Here is a 22783-nt window from a genome sequence, read left to right as displayed (position 1 = left end):
GAGCTGCCGGGCGGCGACCTCGTCGTCGTCGATCGTGGCGGTGCCGGCGTTGCTGCACACGAGCAGCAGATCGGTGCCGAGGCGGTTCATCGTCGCGAACTTGGCGGCCGCGCGCCGCAGGGTCTCGGCGAACACGTCGTCTTCGACGCCCTCGACGTCCCGGAACGGCTGGAACATGTCGATCGCGAGGCCGAGCCGGTCGCAGAGGGCGCGGATCTCCTCGGGCGACTGCTCGGCGGCGACGAGGTCGGCATCCATGATCTCCACGCCGTCGAAGCCGGCATCGGCGCAGGCGTGCAGTTTCTCGACGAGCCCACCGGAGAGGCACACCGTCGCGATCGAGGTCCGCATGGCGTGAATGTACCAGTTCGTACATTGAGAAACCAGGCCTCGCGGGCCCGTCGCAACCTGGGTCTTGCATCCGTAATGTAATAACTAGTACGTTCCTAGCGGATGGCGCAGGATGAACTGCGTGGCACAACGAACGAGGAAGTCCGTGACCCCGACCGATCCCCCGCTCTCGCCGAGGCGACGCGCACTGCACCGCGCGATCACCGTCGTCGGCATCGCCGAACTGGCGATCGGCGTGCTCTCGCTCGCCGTGATCTTCGCGCTCATGCTCGTGCAGGCGGGACAGCGCTACCTGCCGTTCGAAGGGTTCGCGTGGACCGGCGAGGTCTCCAAGTTCGCCCTCATCTGGTTGACCTTCTCGGCGATGGGGCTCCTCGTCACCTTGCGCGGTCACATCGCCCTCGAGGTCGTCGACACGTTCCGCAATCAGATGATCGTGCGCGTCGTGCAGGTGTTCGCGTTGCTCGTCGTGGCCGCGACGAGCATCCTGCTGCTGCTCGCGTCGATCGACCTCGTCGAGTCGCAGGGGCTGCTGCGGTCACCGGTGCTCCGCGTCCCGATGTCCTTCATCTACATCCCGGTGCTCATCGGGTCGCTCAGCACGGTCGTGCGGGCCATTGTCGCCGCGGTCGACATCGCGATCCACGGGCCGGCCGCGCCGACGGGCACGGAGCCCGATGCGAAGGCGACTGATGCCGAGCCCGACGTGAAGGCGGCCTGACATGGAACTCGCCGTCCTCGGCATCGCCATCACGCTCCTGCTTCTCATGCGCGTGCCCGTGGCGTTCGCGTTCATCGGACCGTCGCTCGTCTACATGCTCGTCATCGGGCAGTCGCTCGGCGGCGCCCTGCGCCAGATCACGAATGCGGCCGGCAGCTTCCCGCTGCTCGCGGTACCGCTCTTCGTGTTCCTCGGCTCCCTCGCGAACCACTCGGGTCTGGCTGAGAGGCTCTTCCGCTTCGCTCACGCCCTGCTCGCCCGCGTGCGCGGCAGCCTCGGCTATGTCGTCGTCGGCACGAGCGTGGGGTTCTCCTGGATGAGCGGCTCCGCCGTCGCCGATGCCGCCGCGCTCGGCAAGGTGCAGATCCCCGCCATGCTGCGCGCGGGCTACGACCGTCGGTTCGCCACCGGCATCTCGTCGGCGGCCGCGCTCATCGCTCCGGTCATGCCGCCGAGCATCCCCGCCGTCATCTTCGCCGGGCTCGCCGCCGCGTCGACAGGAGCGCTCTTCGCGGCCTCCGTCATCCCCGCCCTCGTCATGGCGCTCGGGCTCTGCGTGGTCGTCTTCGTGCTCGTACGGCGCAATCCGAAGATCCAGGCGGGCAGATTCGACGGCCGAGAGCTCGTCGCGTCGTTCAAGGGGGTCGTGCTCGCGCTGCTCGCTCCCGTCATCATCCTCGGAGGCATCCTCGGCGGCTTCTTCACGCCGACCGAAGCTGCGGCGGTCGGCGCCGCCTACGTGCTCGTCATCGCGCTCATCCAGCGCGCCCTCACCTGGCGGGCCCTGCTCGCCGCCTCAAGGAGACGGTGCTGACGACGGCGGGCATCATGCTCATCGTCACGTCGGCCTCGTTGCTCGGGTACATCCTGGCGCTCGAGCGGCTGCCGCAGATGATCACCGAACTCGTGCTCTCGGTGACGAACAGCAGCACCGTGTTCCTCATCCTCGTCGCGCTGCTGGCGCTCGTACTCGGCACCGCGATCGACGCGACGGCGATCCTCGTGCTCTGCACGCCGATCCTGCTGCCCATCGCCGCCACCTACGACGTCGACCCGATCGTGCTCGGCGTGGTGTTCATCGTGTCGAACATGATCGGGCTCTTGACCCCTCCCGTCGGCACCGTGCTGTTCGTCACCGCCTCCGTCTCGAACACGCGCGTCGGCGAGGTGTTCTGGGGCTCCCTGCCCTTCCTCATCCCGTCCGTCGCCGTCGTGGCGCTCGCGATCGCCTTCCCCGACGCCGTGCTGTGGCTGCCCCGGATGCTCGGGCTATGACCGTCGAGCTCGCGCGGTCGACCCGCCCCCGCACGATCCTCGTCGGGCTCATCGGCGAAGGGGTCTCCCCGTCGCTCTCCCCGTCGATGCACGAGCTCGAGGGTGCCCGCCACGGCATCCACTATGTGTACCGCACGATCGACCTCGAGGCGGGGGAGGGCACCGAGCTCGGGGTCGCGCGGCTCCTCGAGTCGGCCCGCCGGCTCGGATTCGACGGCCTGAACATCACGCATCCGGTCAAGCAGACGATCATCCCGCTGCTCGACGGGCTCGCCCCGAGCGCGCAGTCGGTCGGGGCCGTCAACACGGTGCTCTTCGCCCGGGACGGCTCGACCGGCCACAACACCGACGTCACCGGTTTCGGGGCCTCGTTCGACGAGGGGCTCGGCGACGCACCCCGTGCGCGCGTCGTGCTGCTCGGAGCCGGCGGCGCGGGCTCAGCCGTCGCGACGGCACTCGCCGCCCGAGCGGTGGACGACCTCGTGATCGTCGACGTCGACGTCGCCCGGGCCGCCCAGCTCGCCCGACAGAGCGGGGCGCGCGCGGCCTCCATCGCCGAGCTGCCGAGCCTGCTCGCCGCGGCCGACGGTCTCGTCAACGCCACGCCCTCGGGCATGGCCGCCCACCCGGGGCTCCCTGTCGACCTCGACCTGCTCGCGTCGCCCGCCTGGGTCGCCGACATCGTCTATCGCCCCGCCGAGACCGCGCTCCTCGCGGCCGCCCGCGCGCAGGGCCGTCGCGTGATGAACGGCCTCGGGATGGCGATGCACCAGGCGGCCGACGCGTTCGAGCTCTTCACCGGGGAGCCCGCCGACCGGCGGGCGATGCTCGACGACCTGACCGGTCTCGTCGCCGACGAGGCGATCCCCGACGCCCCGACCGCCACCGACTCAACACCCACCCACCACTGAGAGGAGCAACACATGGCAACACGTTCACGCAAGGTCGCGTTGGTCGCCCTTGCCGCTGTGCCGGCACTGATGCTGGCAGCCTGCGGAACCGGAAGCGGGGAGCCCGTCGTCGAGGAGCAGGAGTTCGAGCTGACGCTCGCGCACTCCTACAACGACACGCAACCCCAGAGCGAGTGCGGCGCGCAGGTCATCGCCGACGAGGTCGCCGCCGCCGATGTCGGTCTGACGATCGAGATCTTCGGCAGCAGCCAGCTCGGCGGCGACGCCGACCGCATCGCGTCGGTCGTCTCGGGCGACATCGACATCGACATCCAGGGCGCCTCGGCGCTCGGAGCGGTGTACGAGCCGATCAGCGTCATGGATGCGGCGTTCGCGTTCGACGACGCCGAGCACCTCGCCGCCTTCATGGCGAGCGAGGAGTCGCAGGTGCTGGTCGACGGCTTCGCTGAGGCGACGGGCGTGCAGACGCTCGGTGCCTGGTCGGCCGGCGGGCGGCTGTTCACGGCCAACTCGCCGATCCGCGAGCCTGCGGATCTCGAGGGCCTCCGGATGCGCTTCCCCGGCTCGCCGCAGTTCCTGCTGAACGCACGCGCGCTCGGCGCGACCGCGACCGAGGTCGCGTACGAGGAGCTCTACCTCGCGCTGCAGCAGGGACTCGTCGACGGTCAGGAGAACCCGATCACCAACCTCGTCGCCCTCAACCTCCCCGAGGTGCAGGACTACGTGAGCCTCTCGTACCACCAGCTCAACACGAACCTCGTGATCATGAGCAGCAAGTGGACCGAGCTGAGCGAGCGTCAGCAGGAGGCGCTGTCGGCAGCCGTCGAGACCGCGGTCGCGTCGGTCACCGAGTGCGTCGCCGAGGGCGAGGAGGCGACGCTCGAGGAGTGGCGTTCGGGCGATGCCTGGGAGGTCGTCGAGGATGTCGACCGCGACGCCTTCTCGGAGAACGCGGAGGAGTTCTTCCTCGCCGAGTTCACGGGCGAGAAGCTCGAGGTCTACGAGGCCATCCGCGCCACGGCCGGCTGATCGGTGCCGCTCGTGCGTCGCGTCCCCACCCTCACGGGAGAGGTCGCGGCGCACGAGCTCGGCGTCACGCTCGTGCACGAGCACATCTTCGTGACGAGCCCCGACCTCGATCGCGACCTGCCGCACCGCGAGTGGGACGAGCAGGTCGCGATCGACACGGCCGTCGACGGGCTCGAACGTCTCTACGAGCTCGGAGTGCGCACGGTCGTCGACCTCACGGTGCCGGGCCTCGGGCGCGACGTCTCCCGGGTCTCCCGGGTCGCCGAGCGCACCCGGATGCGGATCGTCGCCGCGACCGGCTACTACGCCGACGAGGTGCTGCCTCCCGCGCTGCGCCTCCACGGCCCCGGGCTCCTCGTCGACGGACCCGACCCCCTCGTCGAGCTCTTCCTCCGCGACATCGAGCACGGCATCGCCGGCACGGGCCTCCGCGCCGGGATGATCAAAGTGCTCTCCGACCGCGCGGGGATCACGCCGGACGTCGAGCGCGTCTTCCGCGCCGCCGCGACCGCGCACACCGCGACGGGCGTGCCGATCACCACCCACAGCCACGCGGCATCCCGAGGCGGTCTCGTCCAACAGGAGCTCCTGCGGCGACTCGAGGTGCCGCTCGAGCGGGTCGTCATCGGGCACTCCGGCGACTCCGACGACCTCGGCTACCTCACGACCCTCGCCGACGCCGGGTCGTTCCTCGGGTTCGACAGGTTCGGCATGTCGCACGTGCAGTCCGACGACGTCCGCATCCGGATGCTGCTCGCGCTGCTCGACGCCGGTCACCTCGATCGCCTGCTGCTCTCGCACGACGCCGCCTTCTTCAGCCGCGTGACCCCACCGTCGTGGCGGGCCGTCCACGCCCCCGACTGGCGGATGGATCACCTGCACACCACCGTGCTGCCGCGACTCCGCGCCGCGGGGCTGACCGCCGACGAGGAGCACCGGCTGCTGGTCGACAACCCGCGGCGGCTGCTGGCCGGAGCGTGAGGTCGCCCGCCGTCCCGAGCGACCCTAGGGTGAGAGCATGACCGTGCCGGCCGTCCGCATCCGCGATGCGGAGCGTACGCGCGCCGAACTGCTCGACGTCGCCACGGCCGCCTTCGCGGAGTCGGGCTTCTCGGGAACCCGCGTCGACGACATCGCCGAGCGCACGCGCACGACGAAGCGGATGATCTACTACTACTTCGGCGGCAAGGAGCAGCTGTACCTCGCGGTGCTCGAGAAGGCGTACCGCGGCATCCGCGAAGCCGAGCAGCGGCAGCACGTCGGCGATCTGCCGCCGACCGAGGCCGTGCGGCGCATCGCCGAGCTCACCTACGACCACCACCTCGCCCACAGCGACTTCATCCGCCTGGTCTCGATCGAGAACATCCATCGCGGGCAGTTCATCCGCCGCCTCGAGTCGCTCCGCGAGCTCAACCAACCGGCCCTCAACGTGCTCGACGGGGTGCTCGCGCGCGGACGCGAGAGCGGCGTGTTCCGGGACGACGTGGATGCCCTCGACGTGCACCTCGTCGTGAGCTCGTACTGCTTCTTCCAGGTCGCCAACCAGTACACGTTCGGCTACCTCTTCGACCGCGACCTGCTGGCGCCCGAGCGCCGCGACCACCTGCGGGGGATCATCGGGGATGTCGTCGTCGCCTGGTTGACCGCCGACCCCCGCTGAGTCGTCCCCGGCTCAGACGGAGGTGTTCGACTCGCGCTTCGCGCGCTGGAGCCTGTGCCGTCCCTTGCTCGTTGTCGGCGCTTGCGCATAAGATGGTGTCAACATTCGGACCCACTCGGCGACAGCCGGGTGGGTTCTTCGTTTTGCTATGTGCGCCTTCGTTTCAGGGAGCGACGTTTGAAGAGTTGGATTCACCTCAAAGCGCAAGTCCAGAAGCACCTGGATCGCGGACTCGACTTGGGCAGCGTCACTCCTGGTGAGTTCGCGATGTTCCTCTACTCAAGCAATTACTACCGGGTGAGCGGTTACGGTCGGTGCTTCTACAAGCCCGGCGTCGATGAGTACGTAGATGGCACGAGCGCCTCTCAGCTCATGGAGATCTACGACCTCGATCGTGCGGTCCGCAATCTGGTGCTCGACGGAGTCGGTGTGGTCGAGCCGACCCTGCGGAGCCGCGTCGCGTACCACGTCGCGGAGGTCATCGGCGGCAGCGACGGATACCTTCACGACAACCTCTACCTGCCGAACAGCCCCGCGCCCGCGACGGACGACGCTCATACCGTGCGGCGTTGGCAGGCAGAGTCGAAAAACCGAGACAAGGTCCTCGAGAGCTTCCGTGCCATCCAGTCCCGTGACGAGATCTTCATCGCGCACCACGTGAACAAGGGGGAGCCTGTCCCGTTCTGGGCCGCTATCGAAGTTGTATCGATCGGAACATTCTCGCGTTTCCTTCGCGCCCTGCGCGACAAGGGCATCCTTGAGCCCGTCACCAAGTCCCTGAGCCTCGAGGACGGGCCAAAGCTGCTCCAGGCCGTTCAGAACATCACGTTCCTTCGAAACATCGCGGCACATCATGGGAGGCTCTGGAACCGGAGGTTCGATGGGCATGTAACGCTTCCGGCGATCGCGCTCAAGGTGAAGAGGCGATATCTCTCGCCGACCACGCCGGCAGCCGCGCTCACGCTCCTTGCAGGCATGGTCGATCAGATCGAGAAGAGCACGGCCTACTCGACGGAATTGCTAGGTCTCGTTCACTCGGAGCCGGAGTTTGTCGACGGTTACTATCACCCCACCCCCTGAATCAGGCGGAGGTGTTCGCCTCGCGCTTCGCGCGCTGGATCTGCTCGTACACGTGGGTGCGCAACTCGGTGAACCGCGGCAGGGCCCGCGTCGAGAGCTGGTCGCGCTCGACGGGGAGGTCGATCGCGAGGTCCTCCTGCACGACCGTCGGCGACATCGACAGCACGACGACGCGCTCGCCGAGGTAGACCGACTCGTCGATGTCGTGGGTCACGAAGAGCACCGTCACGCCGAACTTCTTCCACAGGTCGCGCACGAGGTCTTCGAGGTCGGCACGGGTCTGGGCGTCGACCGCGGCGAAGGGCTCGTCCATGATGAGCACCTCGGGGTCGTAGGCGATCGCGCGCGCGATCGCGACCCGCTGCTGCATGCCGCCCGAGAGCTGCCACGGGAACTTGCCGCCTGCGGCGGCGAGCCCGACCGCGTCGAGCGCCTCGTCGACGCGACGGCGACGCTCGGGCTTCGACGTCGTACGGAGGAGGGGGAGCTCGACGTTGCGGCGCACCGTCATCCACGGCATGAGGCTGCGGCCGTACTCCTGGAAGACGACCGCCATCTTCTTCGGCGGCGAGGTGACCGGCACGCCGTCGAGCTCGACTGTGCCCCCCGACGGGGCGAGCAGCCCGGCGATGCACTTCAGGAGCGTCGTCTTGCCGCATCCCGACGGCCCGACGATGCAGACGAGCTCGCCCTGCTTCGCGCTGAAGGTGATGTCGCGCAGCGCCTCGAAGTCGCCGTACGACTTGGTGAGCCCCTCGACACGGAGCAGGTGGTCGGTGGTCGTCGCCTCAGGCACGTTCGGTCTCCTTCAGGCCGCGATACCAGCCGAGCACGAATCGCTCGGCGAGTTGGAACAGCAGCGCGAGCGCGATGCCGATGAGTCCGAGCAGGATGATGCCGCTCCACATCTCGGGGATCTGGAAGTTCTGCTGGAAGAACGTGATGCGCAGGCCGAGTCCCGACGACGAGTTCGTCATCTCGGAGATCACCATGAGGATGATGCCGATCGACAGCGACTGCCGGATGCCCGCCATGATCTGAGGCGCGGCACTCGGCAGGGTGATGAAGGCCACGCGCTGCGCGGTCGAGAGCTGATACGAGGTCGCCGTTTCGCGTTGCACCGCATCGACCGCCCGAACGCCCTCGACGGTGTTGAGCAGGATGGGCCAGATCGACCCGGCGACGATGACGAGGATCTTCGCCGTGTCGCCGATGCCGAGAGTGATGGCGAGCAGCGGGACGAGCATCGGGGGCGGCACCGCGCGGAAGAACTCGAACACCGGCTCGACGAGCTGACGCAGCCAGCGCACGGACCCGATGAGCACCCCGACCGCGATGCCGATGATGATCGCGAGCGCGAGCCCGATCAGAAGACGACCGATGCTCGGCAGCACGTCGACGAAGAACGACTCTCCGAGCCAGGTCTTCACGAACGCTTCGGCGATGCGCCACGGGGCGGGGAAGTAGCGGTTGGGCGAGACGAGCGCCGACAGCGCCCAGAGCCCGAGGAGCAGGAGCGGGAGCCCGATCGCCTCGAGCAGCCGGTCGAGCCAGCGCGGGAGGCGCCGACTCGCGGCGGCGGGGAGGAGACGGCGCGTCGCCGACGGGGCGCTCACAGGGCGACCTCCGCGCGGACCGACTCGTGCCAGGCGAGCACGCGCCGCTCGACGATGCGCACGACCGTGTTGATCACGAGCGAGAGGAGCCCCGCCGTCACCACGAGCGCGTAGACCCCGGCATAGTCGGCGGCGGTCCCGCGCTGGGTGAGCAGGCGTCCGATGCCGTCGACCTGGATGATGAGTTCTCCTGTGACGGTCAGGATCAGGGCGACGGTGGCCCCGAGCCGGAGGCCGGTCATGATGTACGGCAATGCGGTCGGCAGCACGAGGTGCACGAACCGGTCGGCGGACGAGATGCCGAAGCTGCGCTGGGTGTCGCGCGCGACTGGGTCGATGTCGGCGACGCCGTAGAGCACCTGGATGAAGATCTGCCAGAACGTCGCGAACACGACGATGACGAGCGACGCCTCGCGGTCGTACCCGAACATGAGGATCGCGAGGGGGATGATCGCGACCGAGGGGATCGGCCGCAGGAACTCCACCGTCGACCGGGTGTAGCGGCGCAGCACCGGAACCATGCCGACGACCGTGCCGAGCACGAGGGCGAGCACCGCCGCGATGCCGAGGCCGATCGACCAGGTGATGAGGGTGTTGCCGATCGTGCGCCAGTAGTGCAGGTCGAGGGCCATGCGGCCGAGGGCCCCGAACACCTCGGTGGGCGGGGGAACGTAGGTGCCGTTCACCCAGCCGACCGTGGCGGCGAGCTGCCAGAAGCCGAGGAACGCCATGATGCCGAGCAGGCCGAGCAGCACGTGCTGCAGTCGTCGCCTCATCGCGCGCGTCCTCTCGTCGGGTCCGTCGGGTCCATCATCCTGCGCCGCTCGCGCCGGTGGTCCGGGATCGGGGGATCCCGGACCACCGTGTGCGGATACTGCAGGTGCGGGTTACTGGACGACGATCGCGTCCAGGTCGGGAGCGGTCTCGAAGTACCCGTACTCGAGGGCGAGCTCGACGAGGTCCTCGAGGCCGGCGTTGCTCAGGTCGGCCGTGAACTCGGGCAGGACGATGCCGTCGGCGGCACCCTCCGGCAGGTCGAGGCCCGCCTCGATCGCGGCGCGGACCGCATCCTCGTTCGACGCGGCGAACTCGAGCGCGGCGGCGAGGGCCTCATTCCAGGCTTCCACCATCGCGGGGTTCTCGTCGATGACGCTCTGCAGCGTGAAGCTGGTCAGCACCGTGAGGCCGGGGATCGCCTGCTGGTACGGGCCGCCGAGGTCGGTGCCGCCGGCGCCGACCACCATGCCGCGGAACGGGTCGGGCGCCCAGGCGGCGTCGATCGCGCCCGCCTCGATCTGCGCGGGCACGTCGGGGAAGGCCACCGCGACGAACTCGATCGAATCGGGGTCGCCGCCGTCGGCCGCGACAGCCGCACGGATGGTGAGGTCGCCGGCGGCGCCGAGGCTGTTCACGGCGACGGTCTTGCCCGACAGGTCGGCCCACGACGTGATGCCGCTCGCCGCACTCGCGACGACCGAGTTGACGTCCTCACCGCTCGGAAGGCTGTTGGCGTAATTGCTGAGGATGCGCACCTCCTCGCCGCCGAGGGACGCGCGGAACGGGCCCATGGGCTGTCCGATGGCGAAGTCGATGTCACCGGCGACGAGGGCGGGGATGGCCTGGGCACCGCCCTGGGCGGGGAGGATCTCGAGGTCGATGCCGTGCTCTTCGAAGATGCCCGCCTCGAGGGCGGCCCAGATGGCCCCCGTCTCGGCGATCGGGAGCGCGGCGACGCGGACCGAGTAGGTCTCGCCGGGGCCGGCATCGGTGGGTTCGGGGGCGGCACCGGAGTCGGTGCAGCCGACGAGGGCGACGGCGGTGGCGAGGGCGATGCCACCGAGGAGTGCGCGACGCTTCATTGCGAGGACCTTTCTTCATCGAAGGGTGGTGCGGGTGTGTCCGATCAGGGCTCGTCAGACGCGCCGGGAACGGAATACATGACACTGGCGGGTCCAATGTGCGCCATGAATGTCATGAATGTCAATCTCTCTGACTAACAAAGTCGCGGAACGAGCGCCGGACGACGAGGTCGGCGAGCGTCGGATCGACGGCGGCCACGGCCTCCGACACCCGAGAGATCGCCCGCTCGCCGAGGGCTTCGTGGGTGTCGAGGAACGCCTCGCGAGCCTCCGACCGGGGCCAATCGTCGGGGAGGAGGTCGCGCGGGAGGTCGGGGTCGGCGCCGATCAGGGCGATCCACTCGTCCGTGAGGCCCGTGCGGTGCACGAGCGCCTCCGCCGGGCCGAGCACACCGGCGGCGAGGGCGTCCTGCAGCCGCCGCGCCTCGGCGAGGAACGCGCGGTACTCGCGATCGAGCTCCACGAGGTCCCACGCCTCCTCGGGGCGTCGCGGGCCCGGGAGCTCGTCGGGGACCCGCGCGGTGAGGGTCGTCACGTCGTCGACCACCCCGAGCTTGGCGAGCTCTTCGAGGGCCGTCGCGTGCCGATCCCACGGGGAGAGCCAGAGGCCGTCGACGAGTCGCGCGAATCCGAGCCACTCCATCCGGGAGCGCACGGCGTCGCGAAGTGAGCGGCTGAGCCGATCGTCGTCGACGAGCACGACGCTCCACGATCCGTCCCAGTCGCGTTCCTCGCCCCCGAACGCGACGATCCGGTGGAGCGTGTCGCTCAGGATCGCGTCGCTGCGCGCGGTGGGCCGGTACCCGGTCTTGCGACCCGCTCGGGAGGGGCTCAGGAGGCCGTGCTTGACCATCCGGCTCAGGGCGGTGCGGGCCGCCGCCTCGGAGACCCCGAAGTCGCCCAGCACGCTCACGATCGCCGCCGACGGGAGTGCTTCCGACCGCTCCGACCAGTAGTCGCCGAACACGGTGAGCAGCAGGCTCGTCGGCGATCCCCGTCGGGTGCGCGGCCGCGTGCGATCCGTCCGGCGGGTGGCCGGCGATTCACCGTCGAGCGCCGCCACCGGCGCGGTCTGCGGTTCGAGCGACGACCCGAAGGTGCGGAGCGCGCTCCGTACGACCGCGAGGTCGGCATCGTCGGTCTCGGCCACCATCCGCGTCTCGACCTCGGCGACGGGTTCGCGCAGGTCGTCCAGAAGTCGTCGCCCGCCGTCGGTGAGCACGAGCAACTGGCGGCGCCGCGAGTCGGGGTCCGGAACCCTGTCGACCCAGCCCCGGGCCTCCAGGAGCCCGACGAGCTGCGCCATGGTCTGCGGGGCGACGAACGAGTAGCGGGCGAGCGCGGCTGCCGACATGCCCGAGTGCCGGGCGAGGGTCGTCAGGGCCGTGTACTGGATGGTGGTGAGCCCATGCACCTCGAGCACGGCGTCGAGGTTCTTGCGCACCGCGAGCTCGACCCGCTTCACGAGATACAGCAGCGGGGTCGGGATTTCCGTGCTCACGCGGTCAGTCTGCCAGAACCGCCACCACTGGCAGGAAACCTGATAATCTGCCTTCCGGCATCCGCCGCGCCCGCGGCGCAGTACCCCACCAGCACGCAAAGGAGCAGGCATGGGCATCTCGCTCGTCGGCAAGGTCGCGATCGTCACCGGCAGCGGCGCGGGGCTCGGCGCCGCCTACGCCGAGGCGCTCGCGAAGGCGGGAGCCGCCGTCGTGGTGAACGACGTCTCCGCGGAGGCGGCGGCGGCCACCGTCGACCGCATCCGGGATGCCGGCGGCCGCGCGACGGCGGTCGTGGCACCCGTCGGCAGCTCCGCGGTGGCGCAGCAACTCGTAGACTCCGCCGTCGCCGAGTTCGGAGGCCTCGACATCCTCGTCACCAACGCCGGCATCCTGCGCGACCGCTCGCTGCTGAAGATGACCGACGACGACTTCGACGCCGTCATCGACGTGCACCTGCGCGGCACGTTCACCGCCGCGCGCGCCGCGTTCGCCCACTTCAAGCAGCAGGAGAAGCCGGGCCGCATCATCGCGATCGGCTCGCCCACCGGGCAGCGCGGCAACTTCGGCCAGACCAACTACGCCGCCGCCAAGGCGGGCATCGTCGGCATGATCCGCACCTGGGCGATCGAGATGAAGAAAGCCGGTGTCACGGCGAACGCGGTCATCCCGGTCGCGGCCACCGCGATGACGAAGACGATCCCGTACTTCGCCGCGGCGGTCGAGGCCGACGAGCGGGGTGAGCCGATGCCCGCGTTCTTCCGACATGACCTCGGCTTCGGCACCGCCGACGACGTGGCGGGTCTCGTCGTCTGGCTCGCCTCCGACGAGGCGGCCGGCATCTCCGGCCAGGTGATCGGCGCGGGTGGCGACCGCCTGCAGCTCTGGCGCCACCCCGAGGTGGCCGAGTCGTTCCTCCGCGAGGGCGGCTGGAACGCCGACGACATCCAAGACGAGCTCGCCGGTGAACTCGTCGCGAACCTCCAGTCGGTCGGCGAGGCGCCCTTCCCGCCGCTGCCGCCGGAGCTCGACCGCGCGCCGCGCCAGGACTGAGCACGATGTACCGCCCGGAGCTCGACGTCGAGGCGCTCGTCGCCCTCGACCTGCACGTGCACATCGAGGTGGGGCACGACGGGCATCCCTCGCTCCCGCCCGCGCTCGCGGAGGCGGCGAGCGCGTACTTCAAGGCCGACGTCGCCCGCCCCGACCTCGCCAGCATCGCCGACTACTACCGCGAGCGGTCGATGGCCGCCGTCGTCTTCACCGTCGACGCGCGTACTCAGCTCGGTCACGACCCGATCCCGAGCGCCGAGATCGCCGCGCAGGCCGCAGATCACGCCGACGTGCTCATCCCGTTCGGCTCCGTCGACCCGCGCACCGGGCCCGCCGCGATCGACCTCGCGCGCGAGCTCGCCGGTGAGCACGGGGTGCGCGGCTTCAAGCTGCACCCCACCGTGCAGGGCTTCGACCCGAGCGCCGACGAGCACCGGCCGTTTTGGGCGGCACTCGCCGAACTCGGTCTGCCCGTCATCGTGCACACCGGGCAGACCGGCATCGGGGCGGGCATGCCCGGCGGTGCGGGGCTCAAGCTGCGGTACTCCAACCCGATGCTGCTCGACGACGTGCTCGCCGAGCATCCCGCGCTGCAGGTCGTGCTCGCCCATCCCGCGGTGCCGTGGGTCGACGAGCAGCTCTCCCTCGTGACGCACAAGCCCGGGGCGTGGATCGACCTGAGCGGCTGGTCGCCGCGCTACTTCCCGCCGCAGCTCGTACGCGCGCTGAACTCGTACCTGCAGGATCGCGTGCTGTTCGGCTCCGACTTCCCGCTGCTCACCCCCGAGCGCTGGCTCGCCGACTTCGCCGAGCTCGAGGTGAAGGATGCCGTGCGTCCGAAGATCCTCGCCGGCAACGCCATCCGGCTCCTCGGTCTCTCGAAAGGAACATCATGACCCGCACCGTCACCCTGGCCGATCTCCCCGCCCTCGCCGGCACCGAGCTCGGCACCTCGTCGTGGTTCGACGTGCCGCAGTCGCGGATCGACACGTTCGCCGACGCCACCGACGACCACCAGTACATCCACGTCGACCCCGAGAAGGCGAAGGACTCCCCGTTCGGCGGCACGATCGCGCACGGGTTCCTCACGCTCTCGCTGTTCATCCCGATGTGGTCGCAGCTGCTCGAGGTGAGCGACGCGACGACACTCGTCAACTACGGCCTCGACAAGGTGCGCTTCACCTCGCCCGTGCCGTCGGGCGCGCGGGTGCGTCTGCGCGCGACCCTCGCGACGGTCACCGAGGTCCCCGGCGGCTACCAGCTGCACGCCGACGGCGTGATCGAGATCGACGGCCAGGAGCGACCGGCGGTCGTCGTACAGTTCATCTCGCGCGTCTACGCCTGAGCGGCGGGTTCGGAGGAGATCGACGGTGATCCCCGAGGGCATCGGTTCCTGGGTGCGGCGGCGCGCCGTGAAGTCGCGTCACCACACCGCCCTCGTCTTCCGGGATGTCGAGACGTCGTATGCCGCCCTCGGCGCACGCATCGACGCCCTCGCGGGGGCGCTGCGCGAGCACGGGGTCGAGCGTGGCGACCGCGTCGCCTACTTGGGCAACAACCATCCGTCGTTCATCGAGTCGATGTTCGCGACGACGCTGCTCGGGGCGATCTTCGTGCCGCTCAACACGCGGCTCTCGCCGACCGAGCTCACCTACCAACTCGACGACAGCGACGCGCGTCTGCTGATCTCGAGCGCGAGCCTCGACGAGGCGGCCGCGACGGCCACGGCGGGGCTCTCGCTCGAGCGCATCCGCGTGCGGGAGCCCGACGACGCCGCCGCACCGGACGGGGTGCTCGACTTCGAGTCGCTCATCGCGGGGGCCGAGGCCCTCGTCGATGCGCCCCGCGTGACGCTCGCCGACCGGGCGGTCATCATCTACACCTCGGGTACCACGGGCCGCCCGAAGGGGGCGGTGCTCACGCACGGCAACCTCACCTGGAACGCGCTCAACGCGATCACCGACTACGACTACACGTCGAGCGAGCGCACGCTCATCATCTCGCCGATGTTCCACGTCGCGTCGTTCGGGATGGGCGTGCTGCCGACCTTCCTCAAAGGCGGCGCGGTGCTGCTGCAGGAGCGCTTCGTGCCGGGGGAGGCGCTCGCCGCGATCGAGCGGCTGCAGGCGACCTTCATCTCGGGCGTGCCGACGACCTACCAGTTCATGATGGAGGACCCGGCCTGGTCGACCACCGACATCCGTTCGCTCCGCTCGATGACGTGCGGAGGCTCGGCGATCTCCGAGCGGGTGGTCGCGGCGTACGCCGAGCGTGGCCTCGCCTTCAGCGGCGGCTATGGGATGACCGAGGCCTCACCCGGCGTGACGATGATGCCGCCGTGGCACTCGGCCGACCGGATCGGCTCGAGCGGCCTCGCGCACTTCTTCACGACGTTCCGACTGCGCGACACCGAGTCGGGCGAGCTCGTCACGGCCCCCGACCAGCGTGGCGAGATCGAGGCATCGGGTCCGAGCGTCTTCCTCGAGTACTGGGGTCGACCCGACGAGACCGCGGCCGCCTTCACGTCCGACGGCTGGTTCCGCACCGGTGACGTCGGCTTCGTGGATGCCGACGGCTTCCTCACCGTGGTCGACCGGGTGAAGGACCTGATCATCTCGGGAGGCGAGAACATCTACTCGGCCGAGGTCGAGCAGGTGGTCTCCGCGATCCCGGGCGTCACCGGGGTGGCCGTGATCGGTCTGCCGAGCGAGCGGTGGGGCGAGGTGCCGCACGCCGTCGTGACGCTCGCGCCCGGTGCCGCGCTCGACCTCGAGGCGCTCGTCGCGTTCTGCTCCGAGCGGCTCGCGAAGTACAAACTGCCGAAGAGCCTCGAGATCGTCGACGAGCTGCCGCGCACGGCGAGCGGCAAGGTGCGCAAGGCCGAACTGCGCGAGCGGCACCGCCCGACGGCGTGACGCGCGACAATGGAGCGGTGACCGACTCCCGCCTCGCCATCGTCGTCCTCGCCGCCGGACAGGGGACGCGGATGAAGTCCTCCCGACCCAAGGTGCTGCACGAGCTCGCCGGCGTACCGCTGCTCGGGCACGTGCTCGCGACCGCGCGCGAACTCGCGGCGGCGCACGTCGTGACGGTGGTGCGTCACGAACGGGATGTCGTCGCCGCGGCGGTCGAGGAGTTCCTGCCCGGGGCGCTCGTCGTCGACCAGGACGAGATCCCCGGCACCGGTCGCGCCGTGCAGGTCGCCGTCGAAGCCCTGCCGGGCGACTTCGAGGGCGACGTCGTCGTCATCTCGGGCGACGTGCCGCTGCTCGACGCCGCGACGCTCTCCGGGCTGCTCGAAGCCCACCGTCGGGCGACAGCCGCGGCGACCCTGCTCTCGGCGATCGTCGACGATGCGACCGGCTACGGCCGTGTCGTGAGGGATGCCGACGGCGCCCTGTCGAGGATCGTCGAGCACCGCGACGCGAGCGATGACGAGCGCGCCATCACCGAGGTCAACTCGGGCACCTACGTGTTCACGGTCGCCGCGCTGCGCGCGCGGCTTCCGCAGCTGGCCTCCAACAACGATCAGGGCGAGCGGTACCTCACCGACGTCGTCGGCATGCTGCACGGCGACGGCGAGGCGATCGAGGCGGTGCCGGTGCCCGAGGCCTGGCTCGTCGAGGGCATCAACGACCGCGTGCAGCTCTCCCGGGCCGCCGCGCGCCTCAACGCGATGATCGTGCGCGGCTGGCAGCTCGCGGGCGTGACGGTGCACGATCCGTCGACCACCTGGATCGACCTGCGCGCGACCCTCGCCGAAGACGTCGAGCTGCTGCCCAACGTGCACATCGCCGGCGCGACGACCGTCTCACGCGGGGCGAAGATCGGTCCCGACGTGACACTGCTCGACTGCGAGGTCGGCGAGGAGGCGAGCATCAAGCGCGCCGACGCGACGCTCGCGGTGATCGGTGCGAAAGCGACGGTGGGCCCGTTCGCCTACCTGCGCCCCGGCACCGAGCTCGGCGAGGGTGGCAAGATCGGCACCTACGTCGAGACGAAGAACGCGAAGATCGGTGCCGGGTCGAAGGTGCCGCACCTCTCCTACATCGGCGACGCGACGATCGGGGAGGGCACCAACATCGGTGCAGGGGCCATCACGGCGAACTACGACGGCGTGAACAAGCACGCCACGACGATCGGCTCGCACGTGCACACCGGCACCCACAACTCGTTCGTCGCGCCCGTGACGATCGGCGACGACGCGACGGTCGGGGCCGGCACCGTCGTGCGCCGGGATGTGCCCGCCGGTGCCCTCGCCGTGAGCGTCTCGCAGCTCAAGTTCGTCGAGGGCTGGACCGCTCGCCACCACGAGGCGGCCCTCGCGAAGAAGGCCGCAGCCGGCACTCAGGAGTGACCCGCCGCGACCGGTAGGCTGGGGTCACAAGGGCGAGGAGCAGGCGTGTCGGCCATCAAGATCACCGGTCAGAAGCGACTCGTCATCGTGAGCGGCCGGGCGCATCCTCAACTCGCCGCCGACATCGCCGCCGAGCTCGAGTCGGAGCTCGTGCCGACCGAGGCACGCACCTTCGCGAACGGCGAGATCTACGCCCGTTACGGCGACAGCATCCGCGGCGCCGATGTGTTCGTGGTCCAATCGCACACCTCGCCGATCAACGAGTGGCTCATGGAGCAGCTCATCATGATCGACGCGGCGAAGCGCGCGAGCGCCAAGCGCATCACGGTCGTCGCCCCGTTCTACCCCTACGCGCGCCAAGACAAGAAGGGGCGCGGTCGCGAGCCGATCTCGGCCCGGCTCGTCGCCGACCTGTTCAAGGCCGCGGGCGCGAACCGCATCATGAGCGTCGACCTCCATGCGGCGCAGATCCAGGGCTTCTTCGACGGACCCGTCGACCACCTGTTCGCGATGCCGGTGCTCCTCGAGCACTTCCGGGCGAAGCTCGACCCCGCGTCGCTCACCGTGGTGAGCCCCGACATGGGCCGGGTGCGGGTGGCCGACGTCTGGAGCGACAAACTCGGCGTGCCGCTCGCGATCATCCACAAACGTCGCGACCCGCGGGTCGCCAACCAGGTGAGCGTGCACGAGATCGTCGGCGAGGTCGAGGGGCGCGTCTGTCTACTCGTCGACGACCTCATCGACACGGGTCGCACGATCGCGAAGGCCGCCGAGGCGCTCAAGGCCCGCGGCGCGCTCGGCGTCGTCGTCGCCGCCACCCACGCCGTCTTCTCCGACCCCGCGGTCGAGATCCTGCAGAGCGACTTCATCGACTCGGTCGTCGTCACCGACACCCTCCCGATCCCGGAGGAGAAGCGCTGGGATCGTCTCACCGTGCTGCCGATCGCGCCGCTGCTCGCGCGCGCGATCCACGAGGTGTTCGACGACGGGTCGGTCACCTCGATGTTCGACGGCGCCGCGTAAGTCCGAGACGGGTCTCGACACGCCGCCTCCGGCGGCTACTCGACCACCGAGAGGTGGAGTTCTTGCGTCCTCGCTGCCTCCAGCTAACGATAATGATTCTCATTACGCTACGGTGGCGACATGAGAATCAACCCTGTGATCCCTGCGGCGGCCCTCGTGCTGCTGCTCGGCGGCTGCGCCGCCCCCGTGTCCGACCTGCCCGGCGACGAACCCGGAGCCGAGACCGAGTTCGACACCCCCCCAGCCGCGGCTCGCGGTGCTGCACGAGGGCGGCATCCTCGTGATCGACGCGACGACGCTCACCGAGGTCGCCGACGTCGAGACCGACGGCGTGACGCGCCTCGCCGAGGCGGGTGACGGCCGGCACGTCATGCTCACGACGGCCGACGGCTTCACGGTGCTCGACGGTGGCGCGTGGACCGACAGCCACGGCGACCACGGTCACTCCTACACGAAGGAACCCGAGCTCACCGACCTCGAGTTCCCGATGGACCACCCCGGCCACGTCGTGCCGCACCACGGAACCACCGCGCTCTTCAGCGACGGCGCGGGAACGGTGACCTTCCTCGACTCCGACGACCTCGACGAGGATGCCCCCGCCTCCCGCGTGCTCGAGCTGGGCGCAGCGCACCACGGCGTCGCGCTTCAGCTCAGCGACGGTGTCGTGCTCGTGACCGCGGGCGACGACGAGTCCCGTCGTTCGGTGCTCGCGCTCGCCGCGGACGGCTCCGAACTCGCGCGCACCGACGACTGCCCGGATGTGCACGGCGAGGCCGTCGCGGCGAACGAGGCGGTGCTGTTCGGCTGCACCGGAGCGGTCGTCGTGCATGAGGCAGGGGAGTTCCGCACGATCGCCCTCCCGGACGCCGAGGGCGGCGTGGGCGGACCGGTCGGCTCCGACGACTCCCCGGTGGTGCTCGCCGACTACACCGCCCCGGGTGAGACCTCGTCGAGTGTCGCCCTCATCGACCTGGCTGCCGACGCCGTGCGGCTCGTCGAGCTGCCGGCGGAGTACTACTACTGGTCGCTCGCGCGGGACGACGACGGCGACGGCGTCGTGCTCGCGACCGACGGCGCCCTGCACATCGTCGACGTGCTCTCGGGAGCCCTCACGGCATCCCTGCCGGTGATCGACGCGTGGACCCCGCCCGAGGACTGGCGCGAGCCGGCGCCGTCGGTGACGGTGCTCGACGGGATCGCATACGTGGTCGACCCTGCTGCGAAGGCCGTGCACGCCGTGGATCTCGAGACCGGTGAGCTCCTCGGCACGGCCGACCTCGGCGAGACCGTGCCGCACAGCCTCGCGCTCATCCGGGGGTGAGAGTCAGCGCAGCGGGCGGGTCTCGACACGCCCGCTGCGCGGGCTACTCGACCACCGAGAGGGAAGCTCAGCGACCCCAGGCGCTCGCCGGCGCGGGGACCACGGGCACGTCGCTGTAGTGCCAGTGCCCGCCCCACGCGTAGTGGCCGCCCGCCCACGGGGAGGCCCAGATCGCGTACTCGATGTCGGCGGTCGGCGCGGAGGCGGCGAAGCCCGCCGCGATGTCGCCGTACATGCCGCTCGTCGTGAGCGCCTTCGCGACCACGCGCGCCGACTCGTCGAGGCTCGCGTAGGAGGCGAAGCCGCCCGCACCGATGTTGAGCGGGTTGTTGCGGCGGAACCAGTCGTCGGGACCGTTCTCCTGTCGCATCCAGCGGAGGATGACGGTGACGTTGCTGTCGCTGACCGGCCAGCCGGCGTAGACGAGCACGAGCTTCGCCCAGTCGTGGTTGGTGCCGCTCTGGATGAAGGTCTCGGGTCCGGGGGTGGACCCGAACGCGTCGCGCGCGGCCGGGAGTGCACCGGTCGCGGCGAGCGCCTCGCTCGAGACCGCGGATGACACGACGAACTCCTGGGCGTGCACACGGGTGTACTCGGCGCGCATCTCGGCGAGAGACGGCGGAGCTCCGAGCGGGTAGACGGCCACGCCGATCGCGAAGACCATCGAGCCCGCCGTCACGCTGAGAGCGTGTCGGAGCGTGAACGAGGATGGGGTGCGGTGTCGGGAAGTCATTCGCCCGGGAGGCTAACAGACCCCTCCGAGGTCAACCTGGGAACAGCCCCAGCGATTCGACGAGCACCTCGTGCCCGCCGAAGTCGCGCGCGTAGCAGTACCAGGACGGGCCTCCGGGCCCGGCGACCTCGAACCGCGGCACGGCCGCCGAGCCCGGCGCGGCGCTCGCCACGACGGCCGCGCAGACCGCGGACGCGTTCCTGTTCTGCAGCACGACGGTCGCGTAGAGCCCGGGTAGCACGAGCCCGATGACGCCGAGCACGATCACGATGCGCATCACGTGCAGGGTCGCCGGATGCCGCAGCGGCCGGTCGCGCTCGTTCGGCACGTAGCCGCGCAGCTCCGGGGGATCGTCGTCGTGCGCCACGGGACTATTGCACCACCCCTTCGCCCCCGCTCGATACGATGCCTCCGTGACCGAGCCCGCGTCCGCGTCCGCGTCGGTCGCGCGAGGCACCGTCGGGGAGGTCTTCACGGCGTTCCTGAAGCTCGGGCTGACCTCGTTCGGCGGCCCGATCGCCCACCTCGGGTACTTCCGCGCCGAGCTCGTCGAGCGTCGCCGGTGGATCGACGAGCGCGGCTACGGCGACCTCGTCGCCCTCGCGCAGTTCCTGCCGGGCCCCGCGTCGAGCCAGGTCGGCTTCGCGCTCGGTCTGCTGCGCGCGGGTCCGCTCGGAGCGCTCGCGGCGTTCCTCGCCTTCACCCTGCCGTCCGCCGTGCTGCTCGTCGCCTTCGCCTCCGGGGCGGCGCTCCTCGAGGGACCGGTGGCCGACGGAGCGCTCCTCGGACTCAAGATCGTCGCCGTCGCGATCGTCGCGCAGGCGGTGCTCGGGATGGCGCGGGCGCTCACCCCCGACGCACGGCGGGCCGGGATCGCGCTCGTCGCGATCGCTCTCGTCGTGCTCGTCGGCGGCGTACTCGGCCAGGTCGGCGCGATCGTGCTCGGCGCCGTCGCCGGCCTGGTGCTCTGCCGCGCCCCCGCAGAGGAGCCCGCGTCCCCGACCTCGTTCCGGGTGCCGAAAGCCGTCGGAGCGGCGGCGCTCGCCGTCTTCGGCGTGCTGCTCGCCGTGCTGCCCGTGCTCGCGGCCCTCGTGCGCGACCCGGCGCTCTCGATCGTCGACGCGTTCTACCGCGCCGGCTCGCTCGTGTTCGGCGGCGGGCACGTCGTGCTGCCGCTGCTCGAGGCGGAGGTCGTCGACCCGGGGTGGGTCGGCGCCTCCGACTTCCTCGCCGGCTACGGGGCCGCCCAGGCGGTGCCCGGCCCGCTGTTCAGCTTCTCTGCCTACCTCGGAGCGATCATCGAGCCCGGCCCCGGAGTGATCGCGGGTGCCGCGCTGGCTCTCGTCGCGATCTTCCTGCCCGGGTTCCTCGTGCTCGTCGGCGTGCTGCCGTTCTGGGACGCGCTGCGTCGTCGCACGGGCGCGCAGGCTCTCCTGCGCGGTGCGAACGCGGCCGTGGTCGGCATCCTCGCGGCGGCGCTCTACGACCCCGTCTTCGTCACCGCCGTGGTCGACGCGCCCACGTTCGTGCTCGCCGCGGTGTGCTTCGTGCTGCTCGTCGCGGTGCGGGTACCGCCGTGGGTCGTCGTGCTCGTCGGCGCCGCCGGGGGCATCCTGATCACCCTCCTCACCGCGGGTTGAGGAGCGCCCGCCGACGGCGGACGCGTCTCGAAACCCACCGCTTTCGGCGGCACTCAACCCGCAAGGGCGGCTCCGGCATCCATCTCCCGCGCGGCCTGCTCGAGGGCCGCGCGGAAGGCGAGCACCGAGGGGCGGGCCGCGATGGTCGCGCGAGTCGAGGTGAAGACGGTGCGACGCGGGTCGCCGTCGAGGGGCGCGAGCGACACCGTGGGCGGGGCGCCCTGCCAGATGAGGTCGGGCAGGAGGGCGACCGCGTGACCGGTCTGGATGAGCCGTACGTGCGCCTGCAGGTCGGCGGTCTCGAAGCGCACCTGCGGCTCGAACCCGGCCCGCCGGCAGGCCTGCTCGGCCCAGTGCCGCGACGCCGCTCCCCTAGGCTCCATCACCCAGGGAGCGTCGGCGGCCTCGGCGATCGAGCCCGCCTGCCGGACGCCTCACCGCCCGCTCGATCGCCGAGGCCGCCGACGCTCCCTGGGGGATGGAGCCTCGGGGAGCGGCGTCGCGGCACTGGGCCGGGCAGGTCTGCCGGCGGGCCGGGTTCGAGCCGCAGGGGCGGTTCGAAACCGCCGACCTGCAGGCGCACGTACGGCTCATCCAGACCGGTCACGCGGTCGCCCTCCTGCCCGACCTCATCTGGCAGGGCGCCCCGCCCACG

General features: G+C 70.5%; 22 protein-coding genes and 3 pseudogenes. 16 read left to right on the top strand and 9 right to left on the bottom strand.

Annotated features, from left to right (window positions below; translation table 11 throughout):
* On the bottom strand, nt 1-351 hold a 351-nt coding region (locus ACO1X9_RS02330), incomplete at its 3' end, for a sugar phosphate isomerase/epimerase family protein (protein WP_486349214.1).
* Nucleotides 352-496: 145 nt separating this feature from the next.
* Between ACO1X9_RS02330 and ACO1X9_RS02325 the strand changes: the two genes are divergently transcribed.
* The 7 genes and pseudogenes from ACO1X9_RS02325 to ACO1X9_RS02295 all read left to right on the top strand — a co-directional run bounded on the left by ACO1X9_RS02325 (nt 497) and on the right by ACO1X9_RS02295 (nt 7027).
* Complete coding sequence (locus ACO1X9_RS02325; RefSeq protein WP_486349213.1) at nt 497-1072, top strand: TRAP transporter small permease; 576 nt, start codon at nt 497-499, stop codon at nt 1070-1072.
* Between the two features lies 1 nt (nt 1073).
* Nucleotides 1074-2347 (top strand): annotated as a pseudogene (locus ACO1X9_RS02320) (TRAP transporter large permease).
* A complete protein-coding gene (locus tag ACO1X9_RS02315) occupies nt 2344-3258 on the top strand; it encodes a shikimate dehydrogenase (RefSeq protein WP_486349212.1) in 915 nt (304 codons plus the stop codon). The pseudogene ACO1X9_RS02320 and the gene ACO1X9_RS02315 overlap by 4 nt, the downstream one beginning before the upstream one ends.
* 12 nt (nt 3259-3270) lie before the next feature.
* A complete protein-coding gene (dctP, locus tag ACO1X9_RS02310) occupies nt 3271-4287 on the top strand; it encodes a TRAP transporter substrate-binding protein DctP (protein WP_486349211.1) in 1017 nt (338 codons plus the stop codon).
* 12 nt (nt 4288-4299) lie between these two features.
* On the top strand, nt 4300-5268 hold the full coding sequence (locus tag ACO1X9_RS02305) for a phosphotriesterase family protein (RefSeq protein WP_486349210.1): 969 nt from the start codon (nt 4300-4302) through the stop codon (nt 5266-5268).
* 37 nt (nt 5269-5305) lie between these two features.
* Nucleotides 5306-5947: a TetR/AcrR family transcriptional regulator gene (locus ACO1X9_RS02300; protein ID WP_486349209.1), complete on the top strand. Its 642-nt coding sequence runs from the start codon at nt 5306-5308 to the stop codon at nt 5945-5947.
* A gap of 267 nt (nt 5948-6214) precedes the next feature.
* Nucleotides 6215-7027: an Abi family protein gene (locus ACO1X9_RS02295; RefSeq protein WP_486349208.1), complete on the top strand. Its 813-nt coding sequence runs from the start codon at nt 6215-6217 to the stop codon at nt 7025-7027.
* Between the two features lies 1 nt (nt 7028).
* Here ACO1X9_RS02295 and ACO1X9_RS02290 read toward each other — a convergent pair whose 3' ends face one another.
* From ACO1X9_RS02290 to ACO1X9_RS02270, 5 genes are all read right to left on the bottom strand, one after another.
* Nucleotides 7029-7823 (bottom strand): ABC transporter ATP-binding protein, encoded by a 795-nt coding sequence (locus tag ACO1X9_RS02290; RefSeq protein ID WP_486349207.1) that lies wholly within the window; start codon nt 7821-7823, stop codon nt 7029-7031.
* Nucleotides 7816-8643, bottom strand: coding sequence for an ABC transporter permease (locus ACO1X9_RS02285; protein ID WP_486349206.1), 828 nt, complete (start codon nt 8641-8643; stop codon nt 7816-7818). Before ACO1X9_RS02285 ends, ACO1X9_RS02290 begins: the two co-directional genes overlap by 8 nt.
* Nucleotides 8640-9419, bottom strand: a complete 780-nt coding sequence (locus ACO1X9_RS02280) for an ABC transporter permease (RefSeq protein ID WP_486349205.1) — start codon at nt 9417-9419, stop codon at nt 8640-8642. The genes ACO1X9_RS02285 and ACO1X9_RS02280 overlap by 4 nt, the downstream gene beginning before the upstream one ends.
* 111 nt (nt 9420-9530) lie before the next feature.
* Entirely contained in the window at nt 9531-10502 is a 972-nt protein-coding gene (locus ACO1X9_RS02275) for an ABC transporter substrate-binding protein (RefSeq protein ID WP_486349204.1), read from the bottom strand.
* A gap of 121 nt (nt 10503-10623) precedes the next feature.
* A complete protein-coding gene (locus ACO1X9_RS02270) occupies nt 10624-12003 on the bottom strand; it encodes a PaaX family transcriptional regulator C-terminal domain-containing protein (protein ID WP_486349203.1) in 1380 nt (459 codons plus the stop codon).
* A gap of 115 nt (nt 12004-12118) precedes the next feature.
* On the opposite strand from ACO1X9_RS02270, the gene ACO1X9_RS02265 reads away from it, so the two are divergent.
* The 7 genes from ACO1X9_RS02265 to ACO1X9_RS02235 all read left to right on the top strand — a co-directional run bounded on the left by ACO1X9_RS02265 (nt 12119) and on the right by ACO1X9_RS02235 (nt 19755).
* The gene (locus tag ACO1X9_RS02265; RefSeq protein WP_486349216.1) at nt 12119-13054 is read left to right on the top strand and encodes an SDR family oxidoreductase; all 936 of its coding nucleotides are present in this window, start codon (nt 12119-12121) and stop codon (nt 13052-13054) included.
* Nucleotides 13051-13950: an amidohydrolase family protein gene (locus ACO1X9_RS02260; RefSeq protein WP_486349215.1), complete on the top strand. Its 900-nt coding sequence runs from the start codon at nt 13051-13053 to the stop codon at nt 13948-13950. Before ACO1X9_RS02265 ends, ACO1X9_RS02260 begins: the two co-directional genes overlap by 4 nt.
* On the top strand, nt 13947-14399 hold the full coding sequence (locus tag ACO1X9_RS02255) for a MaoC family dehydratase (RefSeq protein ID WP_486349202.1): 453 nt from the start codon (nt 13947-13949) through the stop codon (nt 14397-14399). The genes ACO1X9_RS02260 and ACO1X9_RS02255 overlap by 4 nt, the downstream gene beginning before the upstream one ends.
* Nucleotides 14400-14424: 25 nt before the next feature.
* Nucleotides 14425-15969 carry an acyl-CoA synthetase gene (locus ACO1X9_RS02250; protein ID WP_486349201.1) on the top strand — a complete coding sequence of 515 codons (1545 nt, stop codon included), beginning with the start codon at nt 14425-14427 and terminating at the stop codon, nt 15967-15969.
* A gap of 17 nt (nt 15970-15986) precedes the next feature.
* On the top strand, nt 15987-17411 hold the full coding sequence (gene glmU, locus ACO1X9_RS02245) for a bifunctional UDP-N-acetylglucosamine diphosphorylase/glucosamine-1-phosphate N-acetyltransferase GlmU (protein ID WP_486349200.1): 1425 nt from the start codon (nt 15987-15989) through the stop codon (nt 17409-17411).
* Nucleotides 17412-17456: 45 nt separating this feature from the next.
* Nucleotides 17457-18434: a ribose-phosphate diphosphokinase gene (locus tag ACO1X9_RS02240; protein WP_486349199.1), complete on the top strand. Its 978-nt coding sequence runs from the start codon at nt 17457-17459 to the stop codon at nt 18432-18434.
* Nucleotides 18435-18690: 256 nt separating this feature from the next.
* Complete coding sequence (locus ACO1X9_RS02235) at nt 18691-19755, top strand: hypothetical protein (protein WP_486349198.1); 1065 nt, start codon at nt 18691-18693, stop codon at nt 19753-19755.
* Between the two features lie 67 nt (nt 19756-19822).
* Here ACO1X9_RS02235 and ACO1X9_RS02230 read toward each other — a convergent pair whose 3' ends face one another.
* Nucleotides 19823-20434 (bottom strand): hypothetical protein, encoded by a 612-nt coding sequence (locus tag ACO1X9_RS02230; RefSeq protein WP_486349197.1) that lies wholly within the window; start codon nt 20432-20434, stop codon nt 19823-19825.
* A gap of 85 nt (nt 20435-20519) precedes the next feature.
* On the bottom strand, nt 20520-20855 hold the full coding sequence (locus tag ACO1X9_RS02225) for a hypothetical protein (RefSeq protein ID WP_486349196.1): 336 nt from the start codon (nt 20853-20855) through the stop codon (nt 20520-20522).
* 46 nt (nt 20856-20901) lie between these two features.
* On the opposite strand from ACO1X9_RS02225, the gene chrA reads away from it, so the two are divergent.
* Nucleotides 20902-22128 (top strand): chromate efflux transporter, encoded by a 1227-nt coding sequence (gene chrA / locus ACO1X9_RS02220; RefSeq protein WP_486349195.1) that lies wholly within the window; start codon nt 20902-20904, stop codon nt 22126-22128.
* Between the two features lie 53 nt (nt 22129-22181).
* Here the strand turns inward: chrA and ACO1X9_RS02215 are convergent.
* Nucleotides 22182-22544 (bottom strand): annotated as a pseudogene (locus ACO1X9_RS02215) (LysR substrate-binding domain-containing protein); the annotation flags it as partial.
* Nucleotides 22545-22573: 29 nt separating this feature from the next.
* On the opposite strand from ACO1X9_RS02215, the pseudogene ACO1X9_RS02210 reads away from it, so the two are divergent.
* Nucleotides 22574-22783 (top strand): annotated as a pseudogene (locus tag ACO1X9_RS02210) (LysR substrate-binding domain-containing protein); the annotation flags it as partial.

Source organism: Pseudolysinimonas sp. (assembly GCF_057350545.1).
This window is presented reverse-complemented; position numbering and strand designations above follow the sequence as displayed.

What these genes read in the sequence shown, in the direction of transcription:
- ACO1X9_RS02255 (WP_486349202.1), top strand. Translation starts at nt 13,947, where the DNA reads ATGACCCGCACCGTCACCCTGGCCGATCTCCCCGCCCTCGCCGGCACC.
- ACO1X9_RS02295 (WP_486349208.1), top strand. Translation starts at nt 6,215, where the DNA reads ATGTTCCTCTACTCAAGCAATTACTACCGGGTGAGCGGTTACGGTCGG.
- ACO1X9_RS02280 (WP_486349205.1), bottom strand. Translation starts at nt 9,419, where the DNA reads ATGAGGCGACGACTGCAGCACGTGCTGCTCGGCCTGCTCGGCATCATG.
- ACO1X9_RS02275 (WP_486349204.1), bottom strand. Translation starts at nt 10,502, where the DNA reads ATGAAGCGTCGCGCACTCCTCGGTGGCATCGCCCTCGCCACCGCCGTC.
- ACO1X9_RS02300 (WP_486349209.1), top strand. Translation starts at nt 5,306, where the DNA reads ATGACCGTGCCGGCCGTCCGCATCCGCGATGCGGAGCGTACGCGCGCC.
- ACO1X9_RS02315 (WP_486349212.1), top strand. Translation starts at nt 2,344, where the DNA reads ATGACCGTCGAGCTCGCGCGGTCGACCCGCCCCCGCACGATCCTCGTC.
- dctP (WP_486349211.1), top strand. Translation starts at nt 3,271, where the DNA reads ATGGCAACACGTTCACGCAAGGTCGCGTTGGTCGCCCTTGCCGCTGTG.